This window comes from Actinoplanes sp. NPDC049668 (assembly GCF_044465445.1).
Lineage (GTDB): Bacteria > Actinomycetota > Actinomycetes > Mycobacteriales > Micromonosporaceae > Actinoplanes.
In genome coordinates this window covers 326,434-348,618 of record NZ_JBITLR010000001.1, presented here as the reverse complement: position 1 = coordinate 348,618, position 22,185 = coordinate 326,434, and the positions used below count along the sequence as shown (strand labels likewise).

At 71.1% G+C, this 22,185-nt stretch carries 25 protein-coding genes; 19 read left to right on the top strand and 6 right to left on the bottom strand.

Annotation, left to right across the window (positions count from 1 at the left end):
* Nucleotides 1–6: 6 nt before the first annotated feature.
* Nucleotides 7–1,932: a stealth family protein gene (locus ACIBSW_RS01640; protein WP_354730394.1), complete on the bottom strand. Its 1,926-nt coding sequence runs from the start codon at nt 1,930–1,932 to the stop codon at nt 7–9.
* Nucleotides 1,933–2,156: 224 nt separating this feature from the next.
* Here ACIBSW_RS01640 and ACIBSW_RS01635 point away from each other — a divergent pair, with 224 nt between their 5' ends.
* The 16 genes from ACIBSW_RS01635 to ACIBSW_RS01560 all read left to right on the top strand — a co-directional run bounded on the left by ACIBSW_RS01635 (nt 2,157) and on the right by ACIBSW_RS01560 (nt 14,840).
* On the top strand, nt 2,157–2,396 hold the full coding sequence (locus ACIBSW_RS01635) for a hypothetical protein (RefSeq protein WP_354730396.1): 240 nt from the start codon (nt 2,157–2,159) through the stop codon (nt 2,394–2,396).
* A 64-nt stretch (nt 2,397–2,460) separates the two neighbouring features.
* Complete coding sequence (gene ffh / locus ACIBSW_RS01630; RefSeq protein WP_354730398.1) at nt 2,461–4,020, top strand: signal recognition particle protein; 1,560 nt, start codon at nt 2,461–2,463, stop codon at nt 4,018–4,020.
* Between the two features lie 56 nt (nt 4,021–4,076).
* A complete protein-coding gene (locus ACIBSW_RS01625; RefSeq protein WP_354730400.1) occupies nt 4,077–5,153 on the top strand; it encodes an amidohydrolase family protein in 1,077 nt (358 codons plus the stop codon).
* Between the two features lie 547 nt (nt 5,154–5,700).
* On the top strand, nt 5,701–7,107 hold the full coding sequence (gene proS, locus ACIBSW_RS01620) for a proline--tRNA ligase (protein ID WP_354719559.1): 1,407 nt from the start codon (nt 5,701–5,703) through the stop codon (nt 7,105–7,107).
* Nucleotides 7,108–7,109: 2 nt separating this feature from the next.
* Nucleotides 7,110–7,763, top strand: a complete 654-nt coding sequence (locus ACIBSW_RS01615; RefSeq protein ID WP_354719558.1) for a DUF402 domain-containing protein — start codon at nt 7,110–7,112, stop codon at nt 7,761–7,763.
* Between the two features lie 351 nt (nt 7,764–8,114).
* Complete coding sequence (gene rpsP, locus ACIBSW_RS01610; RefSeq protein WP_354719556.1) at nt 8,115–8,630, top strand: 30S ribosomal protein S16; 516 nt, start codon at nt 8,115–8,117, stop codon at nt 8,628–8,630.
* Nucleotides 8,608–8,865 (top strand): RNA-binding protein, encoded by a 258-nt coding sequence (locus ACIBSW_RS01605; protein ID WP_184990105.1) that lies wholly within the window; start codon nt 8,608–8,610, stop codon nt 8,863–8,865. The genes rpsP and ACIBSW_RS01605 overlap by 23 nt, the downstream gene beginning before the upstream one ends.
* A 14-nt stretch (nt 8,866–8,879) precedes the next feature.
* A complete protein-coding gene (gene rimM / locus ACIBSW_RS01600; protein ID WP_354719571.1) occupies nt 8,880–9,446 on the top strand; it encodes a ribosome maturation factor RimM in 567 nt (188 codons plus the stop codon).
* Between the two features lie 15 nt (nt 9,447–9,461).
* Nucleotides 9,462–10,226, top strand: a complete 765-nt coding sequence (trmD, locus tag ACIBSW_RS01595; RefSeq protein WP_354719554.1) for a tRNA (guanosine(37)-N1)-methyltransferase TrmD — start codon at nt 9,462–9,464, stop codon at nt 10,224–10,226.
* A gap of 126 nt (nt 10,227–10,352) precedes the next feature.
* The gene (gene rplS / locus ACIBSW_RS01590) at nt 10,353–10,712 is read left to right on the top strand and encodes a 50S ribosomal protein L19 (protein ID WP_023561854.1); all 360 of its coding nucleotides are present in this window, start codon (nt 10,353–10,355) and stop codon (nt 10,710–10,712) included.
* A 226-nt stretch (nt 10,713–10,938) separates the two neighbouring features.
* Nucleotides 10,939–11,823 (top strand): signal peptidase I, encoded by an 885-nt coding sequence (gene lepB, locus ACIBSW_RS01585; protein WP_354719552.1) that lies wholly within the window; start codon nt 10,939–10,941, stop codon nt 11,821–11,823.
* The gene (gene lepB, locus ACIBSW_RS01580; RefSeq protein ID WP_354719550.1) at nt 11,820–12,473 is read left to right on the top strand and encodes a signal peptidase I; all 654 of its coding nucleotides are present in this window, start codon (nt 11,820–11,822) and stop codon (nt 12,471–12,473) included. Before lepB (ACIBSW_RS01585) ends, lepB (ACIBSW_RS01580) begins: the two co-directional genes overlap by 4 nt.
* 48 nt (nt 12,474–12,521) lie before the next feature.
* Nucleotides 12,522–13,130 (top strand): NUDIX domain-containing protein, encoded by a 609-nt coding sequence (locus tag ACIBSW_RS01575; RefSeq protein ID WP_354719548.1) that lies wholly within the window; start codon nt 12,522–12,524, stop codon nt 13,128–13,130.
* Nucleotides 13,130–13,948, top strand: coding sequence for a ribonuclease HII (locus ACIBSW_RS01570; protein ID WP_354719546.1), 819 nt, complete (start codon nt 13,130–13,132; stop codon nt 13,946–13,948). The genes ACIBSW_RS01575 and ACIBSW_RS01570 overlap by 1 nt, the downstream gene beginning before the upstream one ends.
* The gene (locus ACIBSW_RS01565; RefSeq protein ID WP_023561849.1) at nt 13,945–14,271 is read left to right on the top strand and encodes a DUF2469 domain-containing protein; all 327 of its coding nucleotides are present in this window, start codon (nt 13,945–13,947) and stop codon (nt 14,269–14,271) included. The genes ACIBSW_RS01570 and ACIBSW_RS01565 overlap by 4 nt, the downstream gene beginning before the upstream one ends.
* Before the next feature lie 107 nt (nt 14,272–14,378).
* Nucleotides 14,379–14,840: a M23 family metallopeptidase gene (locus tag ACIBSW_RS01560; RefSeq protein ID WP_354719544.1), complete on the top strand. Its 462-nt coding sequence runs from the start codon at nt 14,379–14,381 to the stop codon at nt 14,838–14,840.
* Between the two features lie 122 nt (nt 14,841–14,962).
* Here the strand turns inward: ACIBSW_RS01560 and ACIBSW_RS01555 are convergent, their stop codons facing one another.
* Together ACIBSW_RS01555 and ACIBSW_RS01550 are read right to left on the bottom strand one after the other, a co-directional pair.
* Nucleotides 14,963–16,150: an aminotransferase class V-fold PLP-dependent enzyme gene (locus ACIBSW_RS01555; RefSeq protein ID WP_354719542.1), complete on the bottom strand. Its 1,188-nt coding sequence runs from the start codon at nt 16,148–16,150 to the stop codon at nt 14,963–14,965.
* A gap of 57 nt (nt 16,151–16,207) precedes the next feature.
* Nucleotides 16,208–17,086 (bottom strand): tyrosine recombinase XerC, encoded by an 879-nt coding sequence (locus ACIBSW_RS01550; RefSeq protein ID WP_354719569.1) that lies wholly within the window; start codon nt 17,084–17,086, stop codon nt 16,208–16,210.
* A gap of 79 nt (nt 17,087–17,165) precedes the next feature.
* On the opposite strand from ACIBSW_RS01550, the gene ACIBSW_RS01545 reads away from it, so the two are divergent.
* A complete protein-coding gene (locus ACIBSW_RS01545; RefSeq protein ID WP_354719540.1) occupies nt 17,166–17,627 on the top strand; it encodes a DUF6636 domain-containing protein in 462 nt (153 codons plus the stop codon).
* Here the strand turns inward: ACIBSW_RS01545 and ACIBSW_RS01540 are convergent.
* Complete coding sequence (locus tag ACIBSW_RS01540; RefSeq protein WP_354719538.1) at nt 17,593–18,591, bottom strand: phosphotransferase; 999 nt, start codon at nt 18,589–18,591, stop codon at nt 17,593–17,595. The genes ACIBSW_RS01545 and ACIBSW_RS01540 overlap by 35 nt on opposite strands.
* A gap of 191 nt (nt 18,592–18,782) precedes the next feature.
* Here ACIBSW_RS01540 and ACIBSW_RS01535 point away from each other — a divergent pair, with 191 nt between their 5' ends.
* Entirely contained in the window at nt 18,783–19,244 is a 462-nt protein-coding gene (locus tag ACIBSW_RS01535) for a pyridoxamine 5'-phosphate oxidase family protein (RefSeq protein WP_354719536.1), read from the top strand.
* A 346-nt stretch (nt 19,245–19,590) separates the two neighbouring features.
* Here ACIBSW_RS01535 and ACIBSW_RS01530 read toward each other — a convergent pair whose 3' ends face one another.
* Complete coding sequence (locus tag ACIBSW_RS01530; RefSeq protein WP_354719535.1) at nt 19,591–19,995, bottom strand: winged helix-turn-helix domain-containing protein; 405 nt, start codon at nt 19,993–19,995, stop codon at nt 19,591–19,593.
* A 280-nt stretch (nt 19,996–20,275) separates the two neighbouring features.
* Nucleotides 20,276–20,563 (bottom strand): hypothetical protein, encoded by a 288-nt coding sequence (locus tag ACIBSW_RS01525; RefSeq protein WP_354719533.1) that lies wholly within the window; start codon nt 20,561–20,563, stop codon nt 20,276–20,278.
* Between the two features lie 1,381 nt (nt 20,564–21,944).
* Between ACIBSW_RS01525 and ACIBSW_RS01520 the strand changes: the two genes are divergently transcribed.
* Complete coding sequence (locus ACIBSW_RS01520; RefSeq protein ID WP_184998646.1) at nt 21,945–22,130, top strand: DNA-binding protein; 186 nt, start codon at nt 21,945–21,947, stop codon at nt 22,128–22,130.
* Nucleotides 22,131–22,185: the final 55 nt, after the last annotated feature.

Here is a 22,185-nt window from a genome sequence, read left to right as displayed (position 1 = left end):
TGCGCGTCAGGCGACGGGCGTGTTGGTGGAGGTCGGTTCGCCCGTGCCCGCGCCGGCGGCCAGGACGGGCACGGCGACGCCGGCCGCGGGCGTGCCCGGCCCGGCCTGCCGGCCGATCTGCCGGGCCTGCGCCGTCGGCTGGGCGGGCGGCGCGGTGGCGGGCCGCGGCACGGCCAGCTCGTACGGCGAGACGAACGGCAGGTACGCGGGGAGGAAGTCGCCGAGCAGCGCCGCCTGCTCGGCCGCGGCGCCGCCGGTGGTGTCGGTGTCGTTGAGGCAGAACGCGTCGAGGTTGCGCTTGCGCAGCAGCTCGGCGAGCTTGAACGGCGTCGCCGGATCCGCCAGGTCGTTGTACCGGTACGCGATCGGCCCCGAGACGCCCCGGCCGGTCAGGTACGCGTAGTACTGCTGCAGCGACGAGAGCAGCGAGATGTCGTCGGGGTGGCGGAACTGGTGCGACGCGGTGGCGTCGACGTGCTCGGCGAACCGGTTCTCGATCTCCTCGATGACGCTGCGCCGCGACGGGTGCGGCGTGTGCATCATCTTGCGGGTCAGCACCCGCCCGAACGCCGCCTTGATCAGCTCCCGGTTGTTCTTCCCGGCCGAGTCGGCGGGCGGGTCGCCGGGCGTGCGCGGCGCGGAGTCGACGCGCGCGGGGGACGGGAAGAAGCGGGTCAGCCCGCCGGAGGTGAAGAACATCTCCGGCGCGGCCGGGCGGCCCAGGAAGACGTCGTCGTTGAGGTAGAGGAAGTGCTCGCTCAGGCCCGGAATGCGGTGCAGCCGCGACTCGATGGCCTGCGAGTTGAAGGTCGGCAGCCGGCCGGTGCTGCCGAAGATCTCGCGGTGGCTGACGACGGTCAGCCGCGGGTGCTCGGTGTCCAGCCAGGCCGGCACCTGGTCGTCGGTGACCAGGAAGATGTGCCGCACCCACGGGGCGAAGCAGTGCAGGGCGCGCAGCGAGTAGCGGAGCTCGTCGCGGGAGGCGTACCGGGAGTCGTTGGCGGAGAGCCGGCTCGCCTCGTCCAGCCAGGTGTTGGCGGCCAGCGCGGTCTTCTTGCGGGCCTGCCAGGCCGGGTCTGAGCCGTCGACCCAGGTGTACACGGCGTCGATGGGGAAGCTGATCCGCTCCGGGGTCGGCAGCGTGAACTGCTCCCGGGTCCGGTACCGGGCCGGCTCGTCCGGCGCGCAGAACGGGCCGAAGGCGGACTCGGGGGCGCTGACCATCGGCTCGCCGGCCGGGATGACGTCGGCCTTGCTGCGCGGGCCGATCAGGTTGCCGTCCTGCTCGCGCCAGAACTCGAGCTCGCAGCCGAGGTCGGGGCCGAGCACCAGGTTCCCGTCCGGGTCGGTGACCGGCCAGCAGACCCGAAGGATGCTCGCGTCGCGCCGGGCCCGCCGGCCGCTGCGGCCGTGCGGCCGCACGACCTCGAGCACGCCGGTGCCGGCCGACGTCAGGTCCTCCAGCATCCGGACCACCGCGGCCCGGTCCCGCACCGGTACGGCCAGCGCGGTGCGCCGGAACGAGCGGGCGGGCACCCGGAACCAGTCGACGCCGAGCGTTTCCAGGGCGGCGATGGTGCGGTCGAGGTTCTGCCGGCGTACCTGGGCCGGGCTGGTCGTCGCGTCCCGGCGGGCCGTCACCCAGCCCCGGCCGGTGCGGACCCGCATGGTCCGCGCGCCCTCGGCGACCCGCAGCAGCGACAGCCGCGGCGGGCGGGACAGCGGCACGATCCGGCGGGCGAGCAGCAGGCGCTGCTCGGGCACGAGCCGGGGTAGGACCCGCCGCTGCACGGAGTTGAAGATGCGGGCTCGGACGCCCCAGGGTGCCAGTCGCAGGATCCGCCGCAGAGACACGCCGTTGTCCTTCCGCCGGATGTAGTCGAGCCGGTTGATCAGCCGCCCGGTTCCTCGTGCCTCAACGGCGTGATTCATCGGAAGGTTGCGGTCGATATCGGCTTTTCGGACATCTGTGCCATGTCGCCACCGGAGCCGCGGGAAGGGCCTGAAGTGGCGCCTGTTATCTGCGGTATACGGGATTTGTGCAGGTGGCGTGGCCGAACGGGGGTTCCGCACCCCTTACGGGTCCGCCCCGATGCGCCACTTGCGCCGTTGGCGCATGGTGGAAACGGCGGCGAATTTCTCCTCGGGAGGCTGAGATGGGCAAAGCAATCGCGTACCTGGTGGCGACGATCGCCGGCGTGATCGTGGTGGGCTGGATCGCGGTGAACCTGCTGCACGTGCTGGTCGGCGCCCTGGCGTACCTGATCGTCGGCGCGATCGTCGTCGGCGGCGGCGTCTACCTGTACGGCCGGGCGAAGCGGTCGCTGGCGCCGGGCACCCGCAACCAGCGGCGGATCGAGGCGGCGGCGAAGACGTACCGGATGCGCAACCGGTGACCGTTCCGGCGGGCGGCTAGGCTTGCGGTCATCTCCTCACCTCTGACCAACGGGAAGTTGCGCCGTGTTTGACACCTTGAGCGACCGCCTCTCCGGGATCTTCACCAAGCTCCGTGGCAAGGGCAAGCTCACCGACGCCGACATCGACGCCACCGCTCGCGAGATCCGTCTCGCGCTGCTCGAGGCGGACGTCGCGCTGCCGGTGGTCAAGTCGTTCATCGCCAACCTCAAGGAACGGGCCCGCGGCGCCGAGGTCTCCGCGGCGCTCAACCCGGCACAGCAGATCATCAAGATCGTTCATGAGGAGCTCATCGCCATCCTCGGCGGCGAGGGCCGGCGGCTGCAGTTCGCCAAGCAGCCGCCGACGGTGATCATGCTGGCCGGCCTGCAGGGTTCGGGTAAGACGACGCTGGCCGGCAAGCTGTCGCGCTGGCTCAAGGGCCAGAACCACCAGGTCCTGCTGGTCGCGGCCGACCTGCAGCGCCCGAACGCGGTCAACCAGCTCCAGGTGCTCGGCACCCGGGCCGGCGTCGACGTGTACGCGCCCTCGCCCGGCAACGGCGTCGGCGACCCGGTCCAGGTCGCCAAGGACTCGATCGAGCACGCCAAGCGCACGGCGAAGGACATCGTCATCGTCGACACCGCGGGCCGGCTCGGCATCGACGCGGAGATGATGCAGCAGGCCCGCGACATCCGCGACGCGGTCGACCCCGACGAGGTCATCTTCGTCATCGACGCGATGGTCGGCCAGGACGCGGTCACCACGGCCGAGGCGTTCCGCGACGGCGTCGGCATCACCGGCGTGGTCCTCTCCAAGCTGGACGGCGACGCCCGCGGCGGCGCGGCGCTGTCGGTCCGGCACGTCACCGGCGAGCCGATCCTCTTCGCGTCCACGGGCGAGAAGCTCGAGGACTTCGACGTCTTCCACCCCGACCGGATGGCGAGCCGCATCCTCGGCATGGGTGACGTGCTGACCCTCATCGAGCAGGCCGAACAGGCCTTCGACGAGGATCAGAAGGAGAAGATGACCTCCAAGCTGCTCGGTGGCGAGCAGTTCACCCTGGAGGACTTCCTCGACCAGCTGATCGCGGTCCGGCGGATGGGCCCGATCGCGAACGTGCTGGCGATGATGCCCGGCATGGGCCAGATGAAGGGCCAGCTGGACGAGCTGGACGACAGCCACTTCGACCGGGTCACGGCGATCATCCGCTCGATGACCCCGGGCGAGCGCACCAACCCGAAGATCATCAACGGCTCGCGTCGCGCCCGCATCGCCAACGGCTCCGGCGTGACCGTCATGGACGTCAACCAGCTGCTCAACCGCTTCGCCGACGCGCAGAAGATGATGAAGCAGATGGGCGGCATGATGGGCCTGCCGGGCGCCAACCGGCGCAAGGCCACCAAGAGCCCGAAGAACAAGCGCAAGGGCACCAAGGGCGGCAACCGGCCGCGGGTCGGCGGAATGCCGGGCGGCTTCCCGGGCGGCATGCCGCAGCTCCCGCCGGGCATGGACCCGGGCGCGCTCGGCGGCGGGCCGGGCCAGGGGCTTCCGCCGGGCTTCAAGCTCCCGAAGCTCGACTTCAACAAGCTCACCAACCCGAAGCGCGACGACGACAAGCGCTGACGCGAATTCGGACGCCCGCCGGGACAGGCGGGCCGATGATCGGGTAGGACTGTCCCATGGCGATGCATGTGCGGGGGACGGTGCTGCCCGACGGTGAGGTCCGGGACCTCTGGCTGGTCGGTGACCGGGTCACGTTCGAGCCGGTCGCGGACGCCGAGACGATCAGCGACGGCGGTTTCGTCGTGCCCGGGCTGGTCGACGCGCACTGCCACCTCGGCATCCAGTACGGGGCCAAGCCGATCGAGAGCCTGGACCAGGCCCGGGAGCTCGCGCACACCGACCGTGACGCCGGGGTGCTGGCGCTGCGTGACGCGGGGTCGCCCTACCCGTATCCCGAGCTCGACGACGAGCCCGGCATCCCCCGGCTGGTCCGGGCCGGCCGCCACGTCGCACCCACCCGGCGCTACCTGCGCGACATCGGCATCGAGGTCGACGCCGCGGACGTGGTCGCGACCGTCACCGCCCAGGCCAAGGCCGGAACCGGCTGGGTGAAGCTGGTCGGCGACTGGATCGACCGGTCGGTCGGCGACCTCGCGCCGTCCTGGGACCCGGCCACCATGGCCGCGGCCGTCGAGGCCGCGCACGCGGCCGGCGTCCGAGCGGCCGTGCACACGTTCTCCGAGGAGGGCGTCGCGCAGATGGTGCGCGCCGGCGTCGACTCGGTCGAGCACGGCACCGGCCTGTCCCTCGACCTGATCGACGAGATGGCCCGCCGCGGCACCGCCCTGGTCCCCACAATGATCAACATCCGCACCTTCGGCGGCATCGCCGACCAGGCCCGGGCCAAGTTCCCCGGCTACGCCGACCACATGATCGCCCTACGCGACGGCTTCCCGGCCGTCGTCGCCGCGGCCCACGAGGCCGGCGTTCCCATCTACGTCGGCACCGACGCCGGCGGCAGCATCCGCCACGGCCTGGCCGCCGACGAGATGCTCCTCCTCCATGAGGCCGGCATCTCAGCCGCCGACGTCCTCGCCGCCGCCTCCTGGCGCGCCCGCGAATGGCTCGGCTTTCCCGGCCTTGTCGAGGGCGGCCTGGCCGACCTGGTCGTCTACGAAACCGATCCGCGCCGCGACCTACGGGTGGTCCGCGCACCAAGCCGAATCGTCCTGCGCGGCCGCGTAATCCGCTGACCTCGTCCGCGAGCGGCCGAGCGAGCCGCCGTGCGATCCCCGCCGGGTGATCTGCGGCTCGGTGGTTTGGTTGCGGTGGACGGGTGGGGCCGGGGGGGGGGGGGGGGGGGGGGGGCCCCCCCCGGGGGGGGGGGGGGTTTTTTTCGCCCCGGGGGGGGGGCCCCCCCCCCGGCCCCACCCTTGCATGGGGGTCCGTTGCGGTGGGTCTTGGTTTCTCGCTGCTGGGTGCTTGGGTGGGCTGTGCGGGGACCTTGCGGGTGGGTGGTCTGGCTGCCGCGCGGTGGGCGCGGTAGGGGGTTTGGTCGGGCGGGCCGGGGTGGGTGGTGGGTCAAGCGGACGCACCTTGCCGGTCGCGGTCGGCGGAGCATCGCAGTACCGGCTCCGGCGGGGCGTCTGTCGCTGGGGTGGGGTGTGGGGCGTTGGCGGCGGCGTGGCAGGGCTTTCTCGGCCGGACGCTGTGGAGGACCTCGCTGCCGGGTCGCGCAAAGGCCGCGCAATGAAGGGTCGTTTCGATTCGCTCGTGTGCGGGCGACTACCATCCCTCCTCATGGCTCGTGTGCTTACTCCCCGTGCGGAGGACTTTCCCCGCTGGTACCAGGACATCATCAGCAAGGCTCAGCTGGCCGACAACGGCCCGGTGCGCGGGACGATGGTGATCCGGCCGGTCGGCTATGCCATCTGGGAGCACATGCAGGCCGACATGGACAACCGGATCAAGGAGGCGGGTGCGCAGAACGCGTACTTCCCGCTCTTCATCCCGGAGAGTTACCTGCGCCGCGAGGCGGAGCACGTGGAGGGCTTCTCCCCGGAGCTCGCCGTGGTCACCCATGCGGGCGGCAAGCAGCTGGCCGAGCCGCTCGTCGTGCGCCCGACCAGCGAGACGGTCATCGGCGAGTTCATGGCCAAGTGGGTCGACTCCTACCGTGACCTGCCGCTGCTGCTGAACCAGTGGGCCAACATCGTGCGCTGGGAGCTGCGGCCGCGCACCTTCCTGCGGACCACCGAGTTCCTCTGGCAGGAGGGGCACACCGCGCACGCGACCGAGGACGACGCGCGTCGCTACGCCCGCGAGATCCACAAGCACGTGTACGAGGAGTTCATGGTCAACATGTTGGCCATCCCCGTCGTGCCGGGCCGTAAGACCAAGGGCGAGCGGTTCGCCGGGGCCACCAACACCATGACCGTCGAGGCCATGATGGGCGACACGAAGGCCCTGCAGATGGGCACGTCGCACGAGCTCGGGCAGAACTTCGCCAAGGCGTTCGACATCACCTACTCGTCGTCGGCCGGCACGGTCGAGCACGCCTGGACCACGTCGTGGGGCACCTCCACCCGGATGATGGGTGGCCTGATCATGGTGCACGGCGACGACAACGGCCTGCGGCTGCCGCCGCGGATCGCGCCGATCCAGGCGCAGGTCATGGTGGTCAAGGCGGGCGAGGGCGTCACCGAGGCGGCGGCCCGGCTGCACGACGAGCTCAAGGCCGCCGGCGTACGGGTCAAGCTCGACGACCGCGCCGACATCCCGTTCGGCCGCCGGGCGGTCGACGCCGAGCTGCAGGGCATTCCGGTACGCATCGAGGTGGGCCCGCGCGACCTGGCCGCCGGCAACGCGGTGATCGCCCGGCGCGTCGACGGCTCGAAGTCGCCGATCGCGCTCGACGACGTCGCGGTCGACGTGGTCAGCGCGCTCAAGGCCGACCAGCAGCGGATGTACGACGACGCGCTGGCGTTCCGCGAGGCCAACACCGTCGACGTGAAGACGCTGGGCGACGCGATCGAGGCCGCGCAGACCGGCTGGGCCCGGGTGCCGTGGTCGGCGGTCGGCACGGACGGCGAGGCCGAGGCGAACGGCAAGGCGGTGACCGTGCGCTGCCTGTTCCGCGAGGACGGGTCGATGCCGGACACCGACGACGAGCCGAACCTGGTCGCGATCCTGGCGCGTTCGTACTGAGCGTGCCGTTCGCCCCGGGCCGCGAGGTTCTCTACCGCAACGTCGACGGCGCCCGGCTCGCCTCCGTGCGTCCCTGCCGGGTCGTCGTCGACGACGAGCGCGGGCTGCTGCTCTGGCTGGCCCGCGGCTCGGCGGTCGTGTTCGAGGCGGCCCGGGACGGCCGGGGCATCCGGGACATGCCGTTCGGCGAGTGGATCGGCCTCCCGACCGAGGTCGTGCCCGGCACCTGGCAGGGCCCGGGCCTGCTGAAGTTCATCCCGCCGAACGCCGACCACTCGATCTGGTTCTTCCGCGACGACCAGGACCGCTTCACCAACTGGTACGTCAACCTGGAAGAACGCGCCCTACGCTGGGACGACGGCCACGTCGCCGGCGTCGACGTGATCGACCAGGACCTCGACGTAGTCGTGAACCCGGACTGCACCTGGGCCTGGAAGGACGAGGACGAGTTCACCGAACGCCTCGCCTACCCGACCCACTACTGGGTCCGCGACGAACAGGCGGTCCGCGCCGAGGGCCTCCGAGTCATCAAGATGATCGAGGCAGCCGAGTTCCCCTTCGACGGCACCTGGACCGACTACCACCCGAACCCGTCCTGGCCGGTCCCGACGACCCTCCCGCCGGGCTGGGACCGCCCCGCGGCACCCCGCAGTTGACCTTCAACCAATCACGCACCTGGCAGGGTGCGGGTGGCCGCCCATGAGCCGCCAGGCGATTGGCCACCCGCGCCCGGTCTCGGCGTGAGCGACGGTCAGAACCCTGCAACCACGCACGACATGGTCCTGATCTTCGATCTTGATCTCTCCCAAACCCGAGGCCCGATTGGGATCCCCCTCCCCCCTCTGGCAGAATGGTGGGGTCCGGTGTGCGTGAGCAGCCCTCTACCTCTCACGTTTCGCCAGTCCTCGAGGCATCGGTCCCATATCCCCACGTGGGTTCCGTCGGCTCACCACGCACCGGCCCGATCGATCGGGCTGGTCGTCATCGCAACAGGAGCGAACAAGACTGTGGCCGTAAAGATCCGGCTCCTGCGGATGGGCAAGATCCGCAACCCGCAGTACCGCATCGTCGTCGCCGACTCGCGCACCAAGCGCGACGGCCGCGCCATCGAGTACGTCGGCATCTACCAGCCCAAGGAAGATCCTTCGATCATCCAGGTGAAGTCCGAGCGCGTGCAGTACTGGCTCTCGGTCGGCGCGCAGCCGAGCGAGGCCGTGCAGCGCCTGCTCGAGAAGACCGGCGACTGGCAGCAGTTCAAGGGCCTGCCGGCCCCGCCGCCGCTGCTCGTCAAGGCCGAGAAGGTCAGCCGCACGGCGGCCTACGAGGCCGAGGCGAAGGCTGCCGCCGGCGTCGCGGACGCCCCGGCCAAGCCGGCCAAGAAGGCCAAGGCCGAGCCGAAGGCCGAGAAGGCTGAGGCCAAGGCCGAGCCGAAGGCGGAGACCGCCAAGGCCGCCGAGCCGAACCGCGAGGCCGTCGCGGAGCACGCGGAGGACCCGGCCGGTGCCGGCGCCGACGGGAACTGACGGGGCGCTCCGGCCCGCGCTGGAGCACCTCGTCAAGGGCATCGTCGACAACCCGGACGACGTCCGGGTCCGACTGGTCGACTCGCGCCGCGGTAAGCGGCTCGAGGTGCGCGTGCACCCCGAGGACCTGGGAACGGTCATCGGGCGTGGCGGGCGCACGGCCAAGGCGCTGCGTCAGGTCATCGGTTCGATCGGTGGGCGCGGCATCCGCGTCGACATCGTCGACGCGTACTGAGCTGCCGCCTGATGTTGCTGGTCGTCGGTCAGATCGGTAAGCCCCACGGCATCCGTGGGGAAGTGCTGGTGACAGTGCGTACCGATGATCCAGAGGCGAGATTCGCCGCCGGATCGGCGTTCACCACGGAGGTCCCCCGGGACCGCCGGGTGAGCACCGGTCCGGCGGCCGCCGCCGTGCCGGGCATCGCCTACCAGGTCCCGGCGAAGCTCGTGCTCGAGTCGGTGCGCTGGCACCAGGGCAAGGGGATCGCCCAGTTCGAGGGCGTGCCCGACCGCAACACCGCCGAGGCGCTCCGCGGCGTGCTGCTGCAGGTCGACAGCGCCGGGATCCCCGATCCCGAGGACCCCGACGAGTTCAACGACCACCAGCTGGCCGGGCTCTCCGTGGTGTCGGTCGACGGCACCGACCTGGGCACGATCGACCGGATCGACCACGCGCCCTCCAGCGATCTCATCGTGCTCAAGAAGGCCGGCGGCGGCACGGCGCTCATCCCGTTCGTCAGCCAGATGGTGCCGACGGTCGACCTGGCCGGCGGCCGGGTGATCGTCGACCTGCCCGAGGGCCTGCTCGATCTGTAGAAAAAGGGCCCGTCTGTGCGCGTCGACATCGTCTCGATCTTCCCGGACTACTTCGCCCCGCTCGACCTGTCGCTGATCGGCAAGGCGCGGGGCACCGGGCTGCTCGACCTGTCCGTGCACGACCTGCGCACCTGGACCTCCGACGTGCACCGCACGGTCGACGACACCCCGTACGGCGGCGGCCCGGGCATGGTCATGCGCCCGGAGCCCTGGGCACAGGCGCTCGACGCCGTGGCGTCGCCGGACGCGCAGCTGGTGGTGCCCACCCCCGTCGGCCGGCCGTTCACCCAGGCGGACGCGCACGAGCTGGCCGAGCTGCCACACCTGATCTTCGCCTGCGGCCGATACGAGGGCATTGACCAGCGGGTTCTCGACGATGCCGCGGCCCGGATGCCGGTGCGGGAGGTCTCGCTCGGCGATTATGTGCTCTTCGGCGGCGAGGTCGCGGTTATCGTGATCATGGAGGCGGTCACCCGCCTGCTGCCGGGAGTGCTCGGCAACGCGGACTCGCTGACCGAGGAGTCGCACGCGGCCGGGCTGCTCGAGGCGCCCGTGTACACCAAGCCGGCGTCGTGGCGGGACCGCGCGGTGCCGGAGGTGCTTCGCTCCGGCGACCACGGGCGGATCGCGCGCTGGCGGCGTACGGAGTCCCTGCTGCGTACCGCCGCCCGGCGCCCGGACATGTTCGCGGCCTATCCGCCGGAGTCGCTTGACAAGCACGACCGGGCGGCCCTGGAGGGGGCCGGATTTCCGATCACACCTCCGGGTGTGGCAAAGTAGTGAGGTTGCCGTTCGCTCCCCACGCCGTGGGCGGGCGGACGAGGACCGGCGGGGTTCGCCCCGGTCAGAATCACCCATTCGCGCATCGAACTCCCGGTGCGCTTTGAGTACGACGAGGATGCAGCGATGAACACCCTGGACGCACTCGACGCCCAGTCGCGACGCACCGACATTCCTGACTTCCGGGCTGGTGACACCGTCAAGGTGCACGTGCGGGTCGTCGAGGGCAACCGCTCCCGTGTCCAGGTCTTCCAGGGCGTCGTGATCAGCCGCCAGGGTGGCGGGCTGCGCGAGACCTTCAAGGTCCGGAAGATCAGCTTCGGCGTCGGCGTCGAGCGGACCTACCCGATCAACAGCCCCCAGCTCGACCGCATCGAGGTCGTCACCCGCGGTGACGTGCGTCGCGCCAAGCTCTACTACCTGCGCGAGCTCCGCGGCAAGAAGGCCAAGATCAAGGAGCTGCGCGAGAAGCAGACCGTCAGCTGAACCCCGTAGCGGTCCGGGCCGTATGTACTCGGACTGACGTTGGCTGCGCCGGCGGATTACGCTTGCGCCAGTGACGGATGGGAATCAGTGCCACCGCGGCGCTCGCCGCGCTGGTGAACCATTCGCACTACCGCCCGACAGGTCTCCCACGGGGGATCCCGGGCGGTAGTGCTGTATCCGGGGCGGCTCAACCGGACGGCGGCGGGAGATGCGTAGCGTGGAACCGATGCAGGGGTATCGAGCCTCCTCCTCCGGACGGCGCCGCGGGCGGGTGATCCGCCGCAAGGAGATGCCCCTGTGGCAGGAGCTGCCGCTGCTGCTCGTGGTGGCGTTCTGCCTCGCCGTCCTGATCCGTACGTTCCTGGTGCAGGCGTTCTACATCCCCTCCGGCTCGATGCAGACCACCCTCGAGATCAAGGACCGCGTCCTGGTCAACAAGGTCGTCTACGACATGCGCGACCCGGTGCGCGGCGAGATCGTGGTCTTCCGCGGCACCGACAACTGGGCGCCCGAGCAGCCGGCCGAGCCGCTGAGCAACGACTTCGGCGCCAAGCTCGGCCGGACCATCGGTGACCTGGTCGGTGTCAGCCGCCCGGGGGAACGCGACTTCATCAAACGGGTGATCGGCCTGCCGGGCGACAAGGTCGCCTGCTGCGACGATCAGGGCCGGATCACGGTCAACGGTGAGTCGATCGACGAGACCTACCTCTTCGAGGACTCGCCCATCGAGGCACCGCCCAACCCGCGCCAGTGCACGAGCCGCCGCTTCGCCGAGGTGACCGTCCCGGCGGGTGAGATGTTCGTCATGGGCGACCACCGGCTGGTGTCACAGGACGCCCGCTGCCAGGGTCCGGTGCCGATCGACAACATCATCGGCCGGGCGTTCGTTATCGTCTGGCCGACCAAGCACTTCACCAGCCTGTCCGTGCCCGACAACTGGAAGGCGTACGGTGAGGCGCACCCCGTCGCGGCCGGCCCGGTCGCCGGGCGGCCGCTGCGCGAGCCCGATCCGGCCACCGCGGCCGTCGTGCTGCCGTTCCTCTTAAGTGTCGGCGTATCCGCGCGTTCCGGTCAGTGGTTGTGGCCGCGGCGACGTAGGCTCCGTTCGTGATTGACGAGCAAGCCGAAGAGAAGCGCCGTGGGTCGTTCTGGCGCGAGCTACCGATCCTGCTGGGTGTGGCGATCCTCGTCGCCGTCCTGGTGCGCGCCTTCGTTCTGCAGACCTTCTACATCCCGTCGCCGTCGATGGAGCACACGCTCAACGTCTGGGACCGGGTCCTGGTCAACAAGCTCGTCTACGACTTCCGGGATCCCCGCCGCGGCGAGATCGTGGTGTTCAAGGCCCCGACCGAGTGGCAGAGCGGCACCGAGGGCGAGGACTTCATCAAGCGCGTCATCGGCGTGCCCGGCGACCACCTGGTCTGCTGCGACGACCAGGAGCGCCTGATCATCAACGGCGTCTCGCTGGACGAGCCCTACATCTACAAGGACGCGGACGGCCGGCAGGACCCGGCCGCGGACGAGAAGTTCGACGTCGTCGTGCCGCCCGGCCGGCTCTGGGTCATGGGCGACCACCGCTCCGCCTCCGGCGACTCGCTGGAACACTGGGAGCAGAGCGACGACAACATCCAGGAGGCCACGGTCAAGATCGACTCGGTCGTCGGCCGGGCGTTCACGATCTTCTGGCCGGTGAGCCGGGCGGCCTGGCTCTCGGTGCCCAAGGAGTTCGAGGCCATCCCGGACGCGCCGCCCGCCAAGTAAGGCATTACCCGGGGTAAAGATCGACCACGGGCGCCTTAGGCTTGGGTCGTGACGTTCATCGACCGGCAGGCGGCCCGGGTGCTCCTGATCGACGCCGCCGACCGCGCGCTGCTGCTGCGCGGCGGCGACCCGGCCCGCCCCGGCCTGCAGTGGTGGTTCACGCCGGGCGGGGGCCTCGACCCGGACGAGACGCCCGCGGCGGGCGCGGCCCGGGAGCTGTTCGAGGAGACCGGGCTGCGGGTCGAGCCCGCCGAGCTGGGCGAGCCGGTGCACCACGAGGTCACCGAGTTCAGCTACGAAAACCGGCAATATAGGCAGGAACAGGACTTCTTCGTCCTCCGGGTGCCGGAGTGGCAGGTCGACACCAGCGGATTCGACCCGTCGGAGCGGCAGACCATCACCGATCACCGCTGGTGGTCGGCGGCCGAGCTGGACGCCTCCGACGAGCTGATCTACCCCACCGACCTTGCCGACCTGCTGCGCCGGGCCTGTCTCGCCGAGCCGCTGGAAGGGGCTGGCCTCGCTGAGCCGCTGGAAGGGGCTGGCCTTGCCGAGCCGCTGGAGGGGGCTGGCCTCGCTGAGCCGCTGGAAGGGGCTGGCCTTGCCGAGCCGCTGGAAGGGGCCGGCCTCGCCGAGCCGCTGCGAGGGGTCCGCTGATGCTCAGTCCGCCCCGCACCGTGGTGCGCCGCGAAGGCGGCCTCTATGCGCTCGAGCGTGCGCTGCAGCGCCGCGGCTTCCGCAATGTGGCCGGCGCCGACGAGGCGGGCCGCGGCGCCTGCGCCGGGCCGCTCGTGGCCGCCGCGGCCATCCTGCCCGAGGGCCGGCGCGGCGAGATCGACGAGCTGGCCGACTCCAAGCTGCTCACCGCCGCCGCCCGCGAGCGCGTCTACGGCGAGGTGGTCGCCCGGGCGCTGGCCTGGTCCGTGGTGATCATCCCGCCGGCCGAGGTGGACGGACGCGGCCTGCACGTCTGCAACCTGGCCGCGATGCGCCGCGCGCTCGCGTCGCTCACCACCCGGCCGGAGTACGTGCTCACCGACGGCTTCCCGGTCGACGGGCTCGGCGCGCCGGGACTCGCCGTCTGGAAGGGCGACCGGGTCGCGGCCTGCGTGGCGGCGGCCAGCGTGCTCGCCAAGGTCACCAGGGACCGGCTGATGGTCGAGCTGGACGGCCGCTTCCCGGACTACGGCTTCGCGGTACACAAGGGCTACATCACCGACGAGCACAGCGCGGCGTTGATCCGCCTCGGCCCCTGCGTCGAGCACCGCTTCTCGTACGTGAACGTCGCCGCGGTCTCCGGGCGCGGCAACCGGCCGCCCCGCGCGCGCCGGCCGGTGATTCCGGCCCCGGTCACCGCCGAGCCGCTGATGCTCTGGCCAGCATCGGAGGGTACCGTCGGCGTGGCGTCGGGCGAGCAGCCTCGGCCGCCGGTGCCGGTGGGGGAAGATGAGGCCATGGAGGGCGAGAAGCGATGAGCGCAGAGGATCTCGAGAAGTACGAGACCGAGATGGAGCTGCAGCTCTACCGGGAGTACCGCGACATCGTCCGACAGTTCTCGTACGTGGTGGAGACCGAGCGCCGGTTCTATCTGGCGAACCAGGTCGACCTGCACGTGCGCAACTCCGACGGCGAGGTGTATTTCGAGGTCGAGATGCACGACGCCTGGGTCTGGGACATGTACCGCCCGGCCCGCTTCGTCAAGAACGTCCGCGTGATGACCTTCAAGGACGTCAACGTGGAGGAACTCGAGAAGCCGGACATCTCGCTGCCCGATGAGGCGGGCTTCGGCGGCAGCTAGGTTATCCACAGGCCGGGTCGCGGCCGGGTTGTCCACAGGCCGGGTCCCGGTCGGGTTGTCCACAGGCCGGGTCGCGGCCGGGTGCCCGGAGGAGAACGATGCCGGGCATGCATCTCCTGCTTTCGGTCTTGCTGGTGCTCGCCGGCGCGGCCTTGCCCACCCGGTCGGCATACGGCTGGCCGGTCGACGGGCCTGTGGTCGTGCGGCGCTTCGATCCGCCGCCGGCGCCCTGGCTGTCCGGGCATCGCGGCGTCGACCTGGCCTCGGCGCCGGGCAGTGTCGTGCGCTCCGCAGGGCCGGGGACGGTCGTCTTCGCCGGTGACGTCGCGGGGCGGGGCGTGGTCAGCGTCGCGCATCCCGGCGGCCTCCGGACCACCTATGAGCCCGTCCGGCCGGCCCTGCAGCCCGGTGCTGTCGTCGCCACCGGCCAGGCGATCGGCGATCTCGCTGCCGGGCACCTGGGCTGCCCGGTATCGGCCTGCCTGCACTGGGGGCTGCGGCGCGGCGACGAGTACCTTGATCCGCTCACCCTGCTTGGGCTCGGCCGGGTGCGACTGCGCCCGCTGTGACCGGTCCGCGTGTACCGGCTGTGATCGGTGGGCCTGTGCCCGTTGTGATCGGTGGGCCTGTGCTCGTTGTGATCGGTCGGGCTGTGGCTGCTGTGCTTCGTGTGGGTGTGCCTGCTGTTGGTTCAGCGCAGGGCGGCGAGCAGCGGGGGCAGGCGCTCGGCGAGCCGGTCGTACTCCTCCGGACGGTTGTATGCCTGTGCGCTCAGCCGCAGCCAGCCGCGGCCGCCCCACGGGTTGATCGCCACCTCGGTGGCCAGCTTGTCGGCGATCTGCTGCCGCAGCGCGCTCGCCTCCGGCTGCGTCGTGGCCACCCCGGTCGGCAGCGGCACGATCCGCATGGACGCCTCGGCCGCGCCCGGGTCCGGCAGGTCGGCGGGCGCGAGGCCGAGGCCCGCACCGACAACCCGCTGCCCGTACGCCGCCAGCGCCGCGTTGTGCGCGCGCACGGTCTCGACCCCGAGGGTACGCAGGGTGAACAGCCCCGCCGGGGCGGCCAGCCACGGCGTGTAGTCCACGGTGCCATGGAACTCGACCGCGAGCGGGAAGCCGGAATCCTGCTCCCACGAGACGACGAGCGGCTCGATCCGGCGACGCCACGCCGGCGCCACGGCCAACAGGGCGGTACCCCTCGGTGCGAACGCCCACTTGTGCAGGTTGCCGACCCAGAAGTCGGCCCCGATCCGATCGACTTCGACCGGCAGCATGCCCGGCACGTGCGCGGCGTCGACGAGAACGGGTACGTCGTGCTCGCGGGCGGCCGCGACGATCTCCCGCACCGGAAGCACCTTGGCGGTGGGGGAGGTGAGCTGATCGACGATCAGCAGCTTGGTCTTGCCGGGCCGCAGCGCGCCCCGGACCCGGGCGACGACCTCGGCGTCGGACGCGTCCAGCGCGAGCGCGATGGTCCGCGCGCTGGCGCCGTCCCGCCGGCACTGCCGCCGCACGGCGAAGCCGTTCGAGCCGTAGCCGTGGTCGGTGAGCAGCACCTCGTCGCCCGAGGTGAGCCGCACCGACTGCAGCACGAGCGAGACCGCGGCGGTGGCGTTGGGCACCAGGGCGCTGCCGTCCGGATCGGCGCCGAGAAAGGCGGCCAGGTGCCGTCGGGTGTGGACGATGCGGTCGGGCAGCCCGGGATGGCCGAAGAACGACATCGGATTGCGGTCGGCCTCGTCCCGCAGCCGCTGCTGCGCGCGCTGCACCCCGATCGGGACGGCACCGAACGAGCCGTGGTTGAGATAGGCGACGGCCGCATCCAGGGAGAACAGGAGCCGCGCTCCCGGGATGGGCGGGGGCGGATCTCCGGCGCTCACGATCTGATCGTACGGGTCGATCCGCCCGCGGTCCCGGATCCGCCGGTTCGGCCGTGGTCAGGCGCGCGGATGAGCCTGTTTGAAGGCGGCGCGCAGGCGTTCGGTCGAGACATGGGTGTAGATCTGGGTGCTCGACAACGAGGCGTGCCCGAGCAGGTCCTGCACGGCGCGCAGGTCGGCACCCCCGTCCAGCAGGTGCGTCGCGGCGGAGTGGCGCAGGTCGTGCGGGCTGGTGTGCGGCAGCCCGGCGGCCTGCGCCGCGGCGGCGACGATGCGGCGGACCACGGTCTGCTGGAGCCTGCCGCCCCGGGCGCCCAGGAACAGCGCGTCACCGCTGCCGGCGTGCGCGACGGCGGCCCGGCCCCGCAGCAGCCAGTCGTCGAGCGCCCGCTGCGCGGGGATGCCGTAGGGGACCACCCGCTCCTTGGCGCCCTTGCCGAAGACGCGGACGACCCGGCGCCCCTCGTCCAGGTCCGCCACGTCCAGGCCGCAGAGCTCGCTGACCCGTACCCCGGTCGCGTAGAGCAGCTCGAGGACCGCTCGGTCGCGTACGGCATGGTGGTCGCCCGTGGTGACGACCAGGTCCGCCGCCTGGTCGGCGCGCAACACCGACGGAAGATCGCGATGCGCCCGCGGGCTGGACAGCGGGGCGCCGACGTCGGCCGGGGCCAGCCCGGACCGGTGCGCCCAGGCGGTGAAGGTGCGCGCGGCCGCGGCCCGCCGCGCCTGCGAGCTGCGCGCGGCGCCCTCGGCCATCCGCTGCGCGAGCCAGCCCCGCAGCACGGCGATGTCGAGATCCGCGGGCGCGGCGCAACCCTGCCGGGCGGCGTGATCGAGCAGGGAGACGACGTCGCCGACATAGGCGCGCACCGTGTGCGCCGAGCGGTTGTCGACGCGGGCGAGATGCAGGCCGAAGTCGTCGACCGCCTGGCGCATGGCAGGCGGAAGCGCCTCGTGCGCCCCGCGGGTTTGCTCCACGCTCCTATCATTCCGTCTTTGCGGCTCGGGGGTGGAGATGGCTTTCGGACGAGGTTGTGCGGCGGTCGTCGTGGCACTGGCGCTCGGGGCGTGCACGAGCCACCGGGACCCGTCGCCCTCGACCCCGGCGAACGCGGGCCTCGGCGACGCGCCGGCCCTGTCGACGGTCGACTTTCTGTCCCCCTCGGGCAACATCGGCTGCCACGTGGACAAGGACGGCGCGCGCTGCGACATCGTGAAGCGAAGCTGGCAGCCCCCGCCGGCGCCGGCCGACTGCGAGCTGGACTGGGCCGGCGGAATCTCCGTGTACAAGGCGGAGAAGGCGGCGTTCACCTGCACCGGAGACACGGCGATGGGTGCGAAGGAGACGCTGAAGTACGGGAGCGCGGTGCGGGTCGGTGACTTCACCTGCGGCAGCGACCCTGCGGCGATCCGCTGCGAGAACACGGCGTCCGGGCACGGCTTCACGCTGTCGGTGGAGCAGTACTCCATGTTCTGACCGCGTCGAGCGCCTTGGCGATGTTCCACTCGGCCAGGTCCAGCATCCACTGCCGATTCGGGAAGTCGGTGTCCGCGATCCGTAGCGGGCCCTCGATCAGCGACAGCACCTGCGCGTAGCGGTACAGCTCCAGCCGGTGCGGGTCGAGGTCGACCGAACCCAGCGCCGGGTACGCGTCGCCGAAGCGCATCTCGAGCCAGGCGTGCTCCCACTCGACGTCGAAGTACGCCAGCCCTTCGATATCGATCACGGCGGCCTCCCCGGACGGTGTGACCAGCACGTGATCCGGTCCGAGTTCGCCGTGTACCAGGGCGTACTCCTCGCGTGCCGGGACCGTGTCCCGCAGGCGGTGTATGTGTGCGGCGATCCGCTCGGCCGCGTCGGCGAGCCGGTCATCGCGGGCCGCCGTCGCGCCGAGGTGGCCGAGCGCCCGGTCCACGATGATGTCCTCGGTGCGCCTGGCCGTTCCCTGCTCGACGGCGGCCAGCTTGCCGTGGTGCGGGCCGAATGTGGTGTGCATGCGCTTTAGTGCGTCGCCGAGGGAGGACAGGGGTGCCGCGGCCGCGGCCGGATCGCGTTCCATCAGCGTCTCGAGGGTCAGACCGCCGACGTCCTCGACCAGGGCGATGTCGGCGCCGAGATATCTCGCGCTGCAGTCGAGCATCAGCAGGTGCGGGACGCGCACGCCTGCGGCGGTCAGGGCCGCGTGGGCGGCGGCGAACAGGTCCGCGCCGGATGCGTCGGTGAACGGGTCGTCCGGAATCGTGGGGGAGGGTGGCCGGTAGTTCTCGTCGGCCGCCCACACGTAGAGGATCACCGTCGTTCGGTCGTCCAGCCGAAGACGGTAGACGCCCTTCTTGGTGCCGCCGGTCAGCCGGTCCAGGGCTGCGAGTCGGCGGTCGGTGCCCAGTTGATCTGCCACGAGGTCGCGTAGATCGTCCGCCGCCAGGAACACCCGCGTCATGGGCAGCCCTCCTTGGGTGAACGGCCATGCTGTCCGGCCTGGCAGCACCGCGCAACCGGTTTGTCGCCGGTTCGAATCCCAGGTCCGGCGAGCCGCGAGCGACACGGAAGTTGTCTGTACGCGCGGGTTGGGCCGGTTCTGGTCGTGCTGTTGGGCTGATTTTCGTCGGACCCGGCTTCTAGGGTCTTGGCATGGCGAGTTGGCAGGACCTTGAGAGGGACTTCGGCGAGTTCGCGGCGAAGGTCAAGGCGCGGTTCGAGGCGGGCACCAACAAGACCATCGCGACATTGCGTCGCGACGGGTCCCCTCGCATCAGCGCAAGCGAGATGAAGTTCGACGACGGCCAGGTCACCTTCGGCATGATGGGCGGCTCGATGAAGCTGCTGGACGTGCGTCGTGACCCCCGGATCGCGATACACAGCCCCACTCTGGAGCCGCCGGCCGAACACCCCGAAAGTTGGCCGGGTGACGCGAAGCTGGCGGGAACGGCGGTGGAGGTCCCGCCACCGCCGGACACGCCCTTCGCCGGCGCGGGGTTCTTCCGCGTCGACATCACGGAGGTGGCATTGACATACGTGGGCGAGCCCGCGGACCACCTGGTCATCGAGTCCTGGGACGTCGATCACGGCTACCGCCGCCGCACCCGCGAGTAGGTGGGCATTCCGCGACCGCAGCCCGGCGCCGACCTTCGGCGCACGGTCATGCGCGGCGCAGCCGATCCGCGCGGTGGCGGATCGGCGCGGCCGCGGCTGCGGCCTCAGCGGGTGCTGGTGTTCGGTGTTTGGTCGTGCGTGGGGTGGCTGGTTCGCGCGGTGGCGGATCGGCGCGGCCTCAGCCAGGTGCTGGTGTTCGGTGTTTGGTCGTGCGTGGGGTGGCCGGTCCGGGTGGTGTCCCATCGTCGCGGCCGCGGGCGGGTGTCGACCTTGGGTGTGTGGTCACGCGCGGCGTGGTCGATCTGTGTGGTGTCGGGTCGTTACGGCTGCGGGCAGTGGGCGGTGATCAGGGGCGGGTGAGCTGGACCCGGTCTGCCGGGTGCACCGTCTTCGTGCCGTCGGTCGCCGTGATGACCAGCACCGGGACGCCCTCGCCCAGGCGGTACTGCCGGCGTTCCGCGTCGGTCGGCATGCGGGCGCCCGCGCGCTCGCCCCGGCCGAGGGTCACTGTCTCGGTCGGCTCCGGCACCCGGACGAACGTCCCACGTGGCCGGTCGACCGTGACGAGTCCCTCCGTGCGCAGCTGGCCGATGGCCTGGCGCACGGTGGTGCGACTGATGCCGTACTCCTGGGCCAGACGCAGCTCGCTGGGCAGCGGCTCACCGGGGGCGAGGCCGCCGGACTCGATCTGGTCGCGCAAAAGATCGGCTAGCTGGCGGAAGACCGCGCGGTCGGCCGAGGGATCGATCATGGCTCACACCGTACGTGGTCACGATGCTCCATAGCATTGTACGTATGTTCGATTGTCGGTACGCTCCTACAGCCACGCTGAGAAGGCCGAGCTCGATCGGGTGGTGCAAGGCGGCGGCGGTCGGCGGTCCCTGCGAGGTCCCGGCCGCCGTCTGCCCTAATTGCGACATCCGGGAGCGATCATGCCGAACGTCGACTGGAATCCAGGGCACCAACCCACCGAGCCGCCCCGGCCCGCGTGGCCTCAACCACGGCGGCGGGATCGGCTACTTCGATGGCCACTATTGATCCTCCAAGAGTTTCCGGATCGGCAGCCCGGTGAGGCTCGGCCGCACCCACGAGAGGAAACGCTCGTAGAGATCCGGAGACGGTGCTACGTCCTGGGTGATGAGGTCGTTCATCGCCTCACACATGTAGGCCGACATGTAGATCGTCAAACTAGACGGATGCCGCTGAAACTCGGTCAGCAGCTCCTCCTTCGCGTGCTCGCACGGCCAGGGACGCCCGCAGGCGAGGCAGTCCCACGTCGGTCGAGCGCCGAGATGCTCGGCTCTCTCCTGAGCGCTCACCGCCGGTGACCCTGACTGGCCCGGTAAGCCTGGGCCGGAGTGAGGTCGCCGGCACGGCCGACCTGCGAAAGCAGCACGGTAGGCGCGGCCCACACAGGCGACCCTGCCCGGTCCACATCGGCGGCACCCCCACAGTCGGTCCGGTCCTGCCTGCGTGGTCCGGGTCCGTCTCTGGGTTCGTGTGTCCAGGTGTGGTTGTTCGGCCCGGGGCTGTCTCTGGGTTTGTGTGTTTGGGTGTGCCTGCGCGGTCCCAGTCGGTCTCTGGGTTCGTGTGTCCAGGTGTGGTTGTTCGGCCCGGGGCTGTCTCTGGGTTTGTGTGTTTGGGCGTGCCCGCGCGGTCCGTGTCCGTCTCTGGGCTCGTGCGTTTGGGTGTGGTTGCTCAGCCCGGCCATGTCTCCGGGGTCGGGCGTTCGGGTGTAGCCGGCTGGCCTGGGCCCATCTCTGGACCCGTGCGGGTTGGGCAATGGGAGGTAGCCGCCCGGACCGACCCCGGCGGATGGTGCCGATATGCCGCTTGCCCGGATGAAGCCGCTCGGCCCGGCCGGGATGCCAGCCGAGTCGGCGCTCGCAGCCTGACAGCGGTCGCTGAGCCCGGCGTGGGCACCGCCCGCCGTGCTGTCACCCAGCGTTGCCGTGTCGTCGATCGGCGTCGCCGGGTCGCGTGCGCGGGCTGCTGTGCCGGTGTCGAAGTGGGGTCGGTGGCGTGTGCTCGGCACGTCGGTGTGGCGTGCGGTCGGCGTGATTGGTTCGCGTGTGCACGCTGCTCTGTCGGTGTTGGTGTGGGATCGGTAGCGTCCCTTCGCCAGGTCGGCGCGGCCTGCGGTCGGCCTGGTTGGTTCGCGTGCGCGGGCTCGTCCGCTGGTGTTCGGGTGGAGTCGGTGTCGTCCGCTCGGCGTCTCGGCGCTGTCGACGATCGGCCAGGCCGAATCTCGTGTACAGGCGGCCCTGGTCGCTTCGAGGTAGGCGATCGGGCTGATCCGGGCGATCGCGGCGGTGTCGTGGCCCGGTCGGGCCGGGCGGATGGGACTCGCCCGTGGTGCCGGGATCGGTGCGCTTGTGGGCATCGAGTGCCTGGCGGCGTCGGCCGTGATCGACCGGCCGCCGGCGGGCGAGGCCCTGTTCGGTGGGTAGGGGAGTGGCGGTGCCGGGACCAGCCGGTCCACGCACGGGGCCGGCAAGCCGCACGAGCATCGCCGCCACAGTGAGCGCCACATGCGCCTGTGGGACGGCTCGTGCGGCACCGGTCTCTGGCACCGTCTACGAGGGATAGTCATGCGACCACCGTAGTTGTCGTGTAACTAGGTGTCTCTTAACAAGTTGACCCATGACTAATAGTCATGCGTCTACGGTCGATCATGTGGCAGCTAAGCCGATCCGACTGATGGGTGCGCACGAGATCCGCGTCCGCTTGGGCGGGGTGAGTCGCCAGCGCGCATACCAGATCACGAGCAGGGCGGACTTCCCCGCGCCCGTCGCCGACCTCGCGCAGGGCAAGGTCTGGATGACCGAGGACGTCGAGGCATGGATGAAGGTCCACCGCCGCGACGTCGACGACGCCGAAGCCTGACAGCGACCGATCCGGCGCCTCGGGCGGCGATAGCCGACCAGGCGCCCGGCTTCCG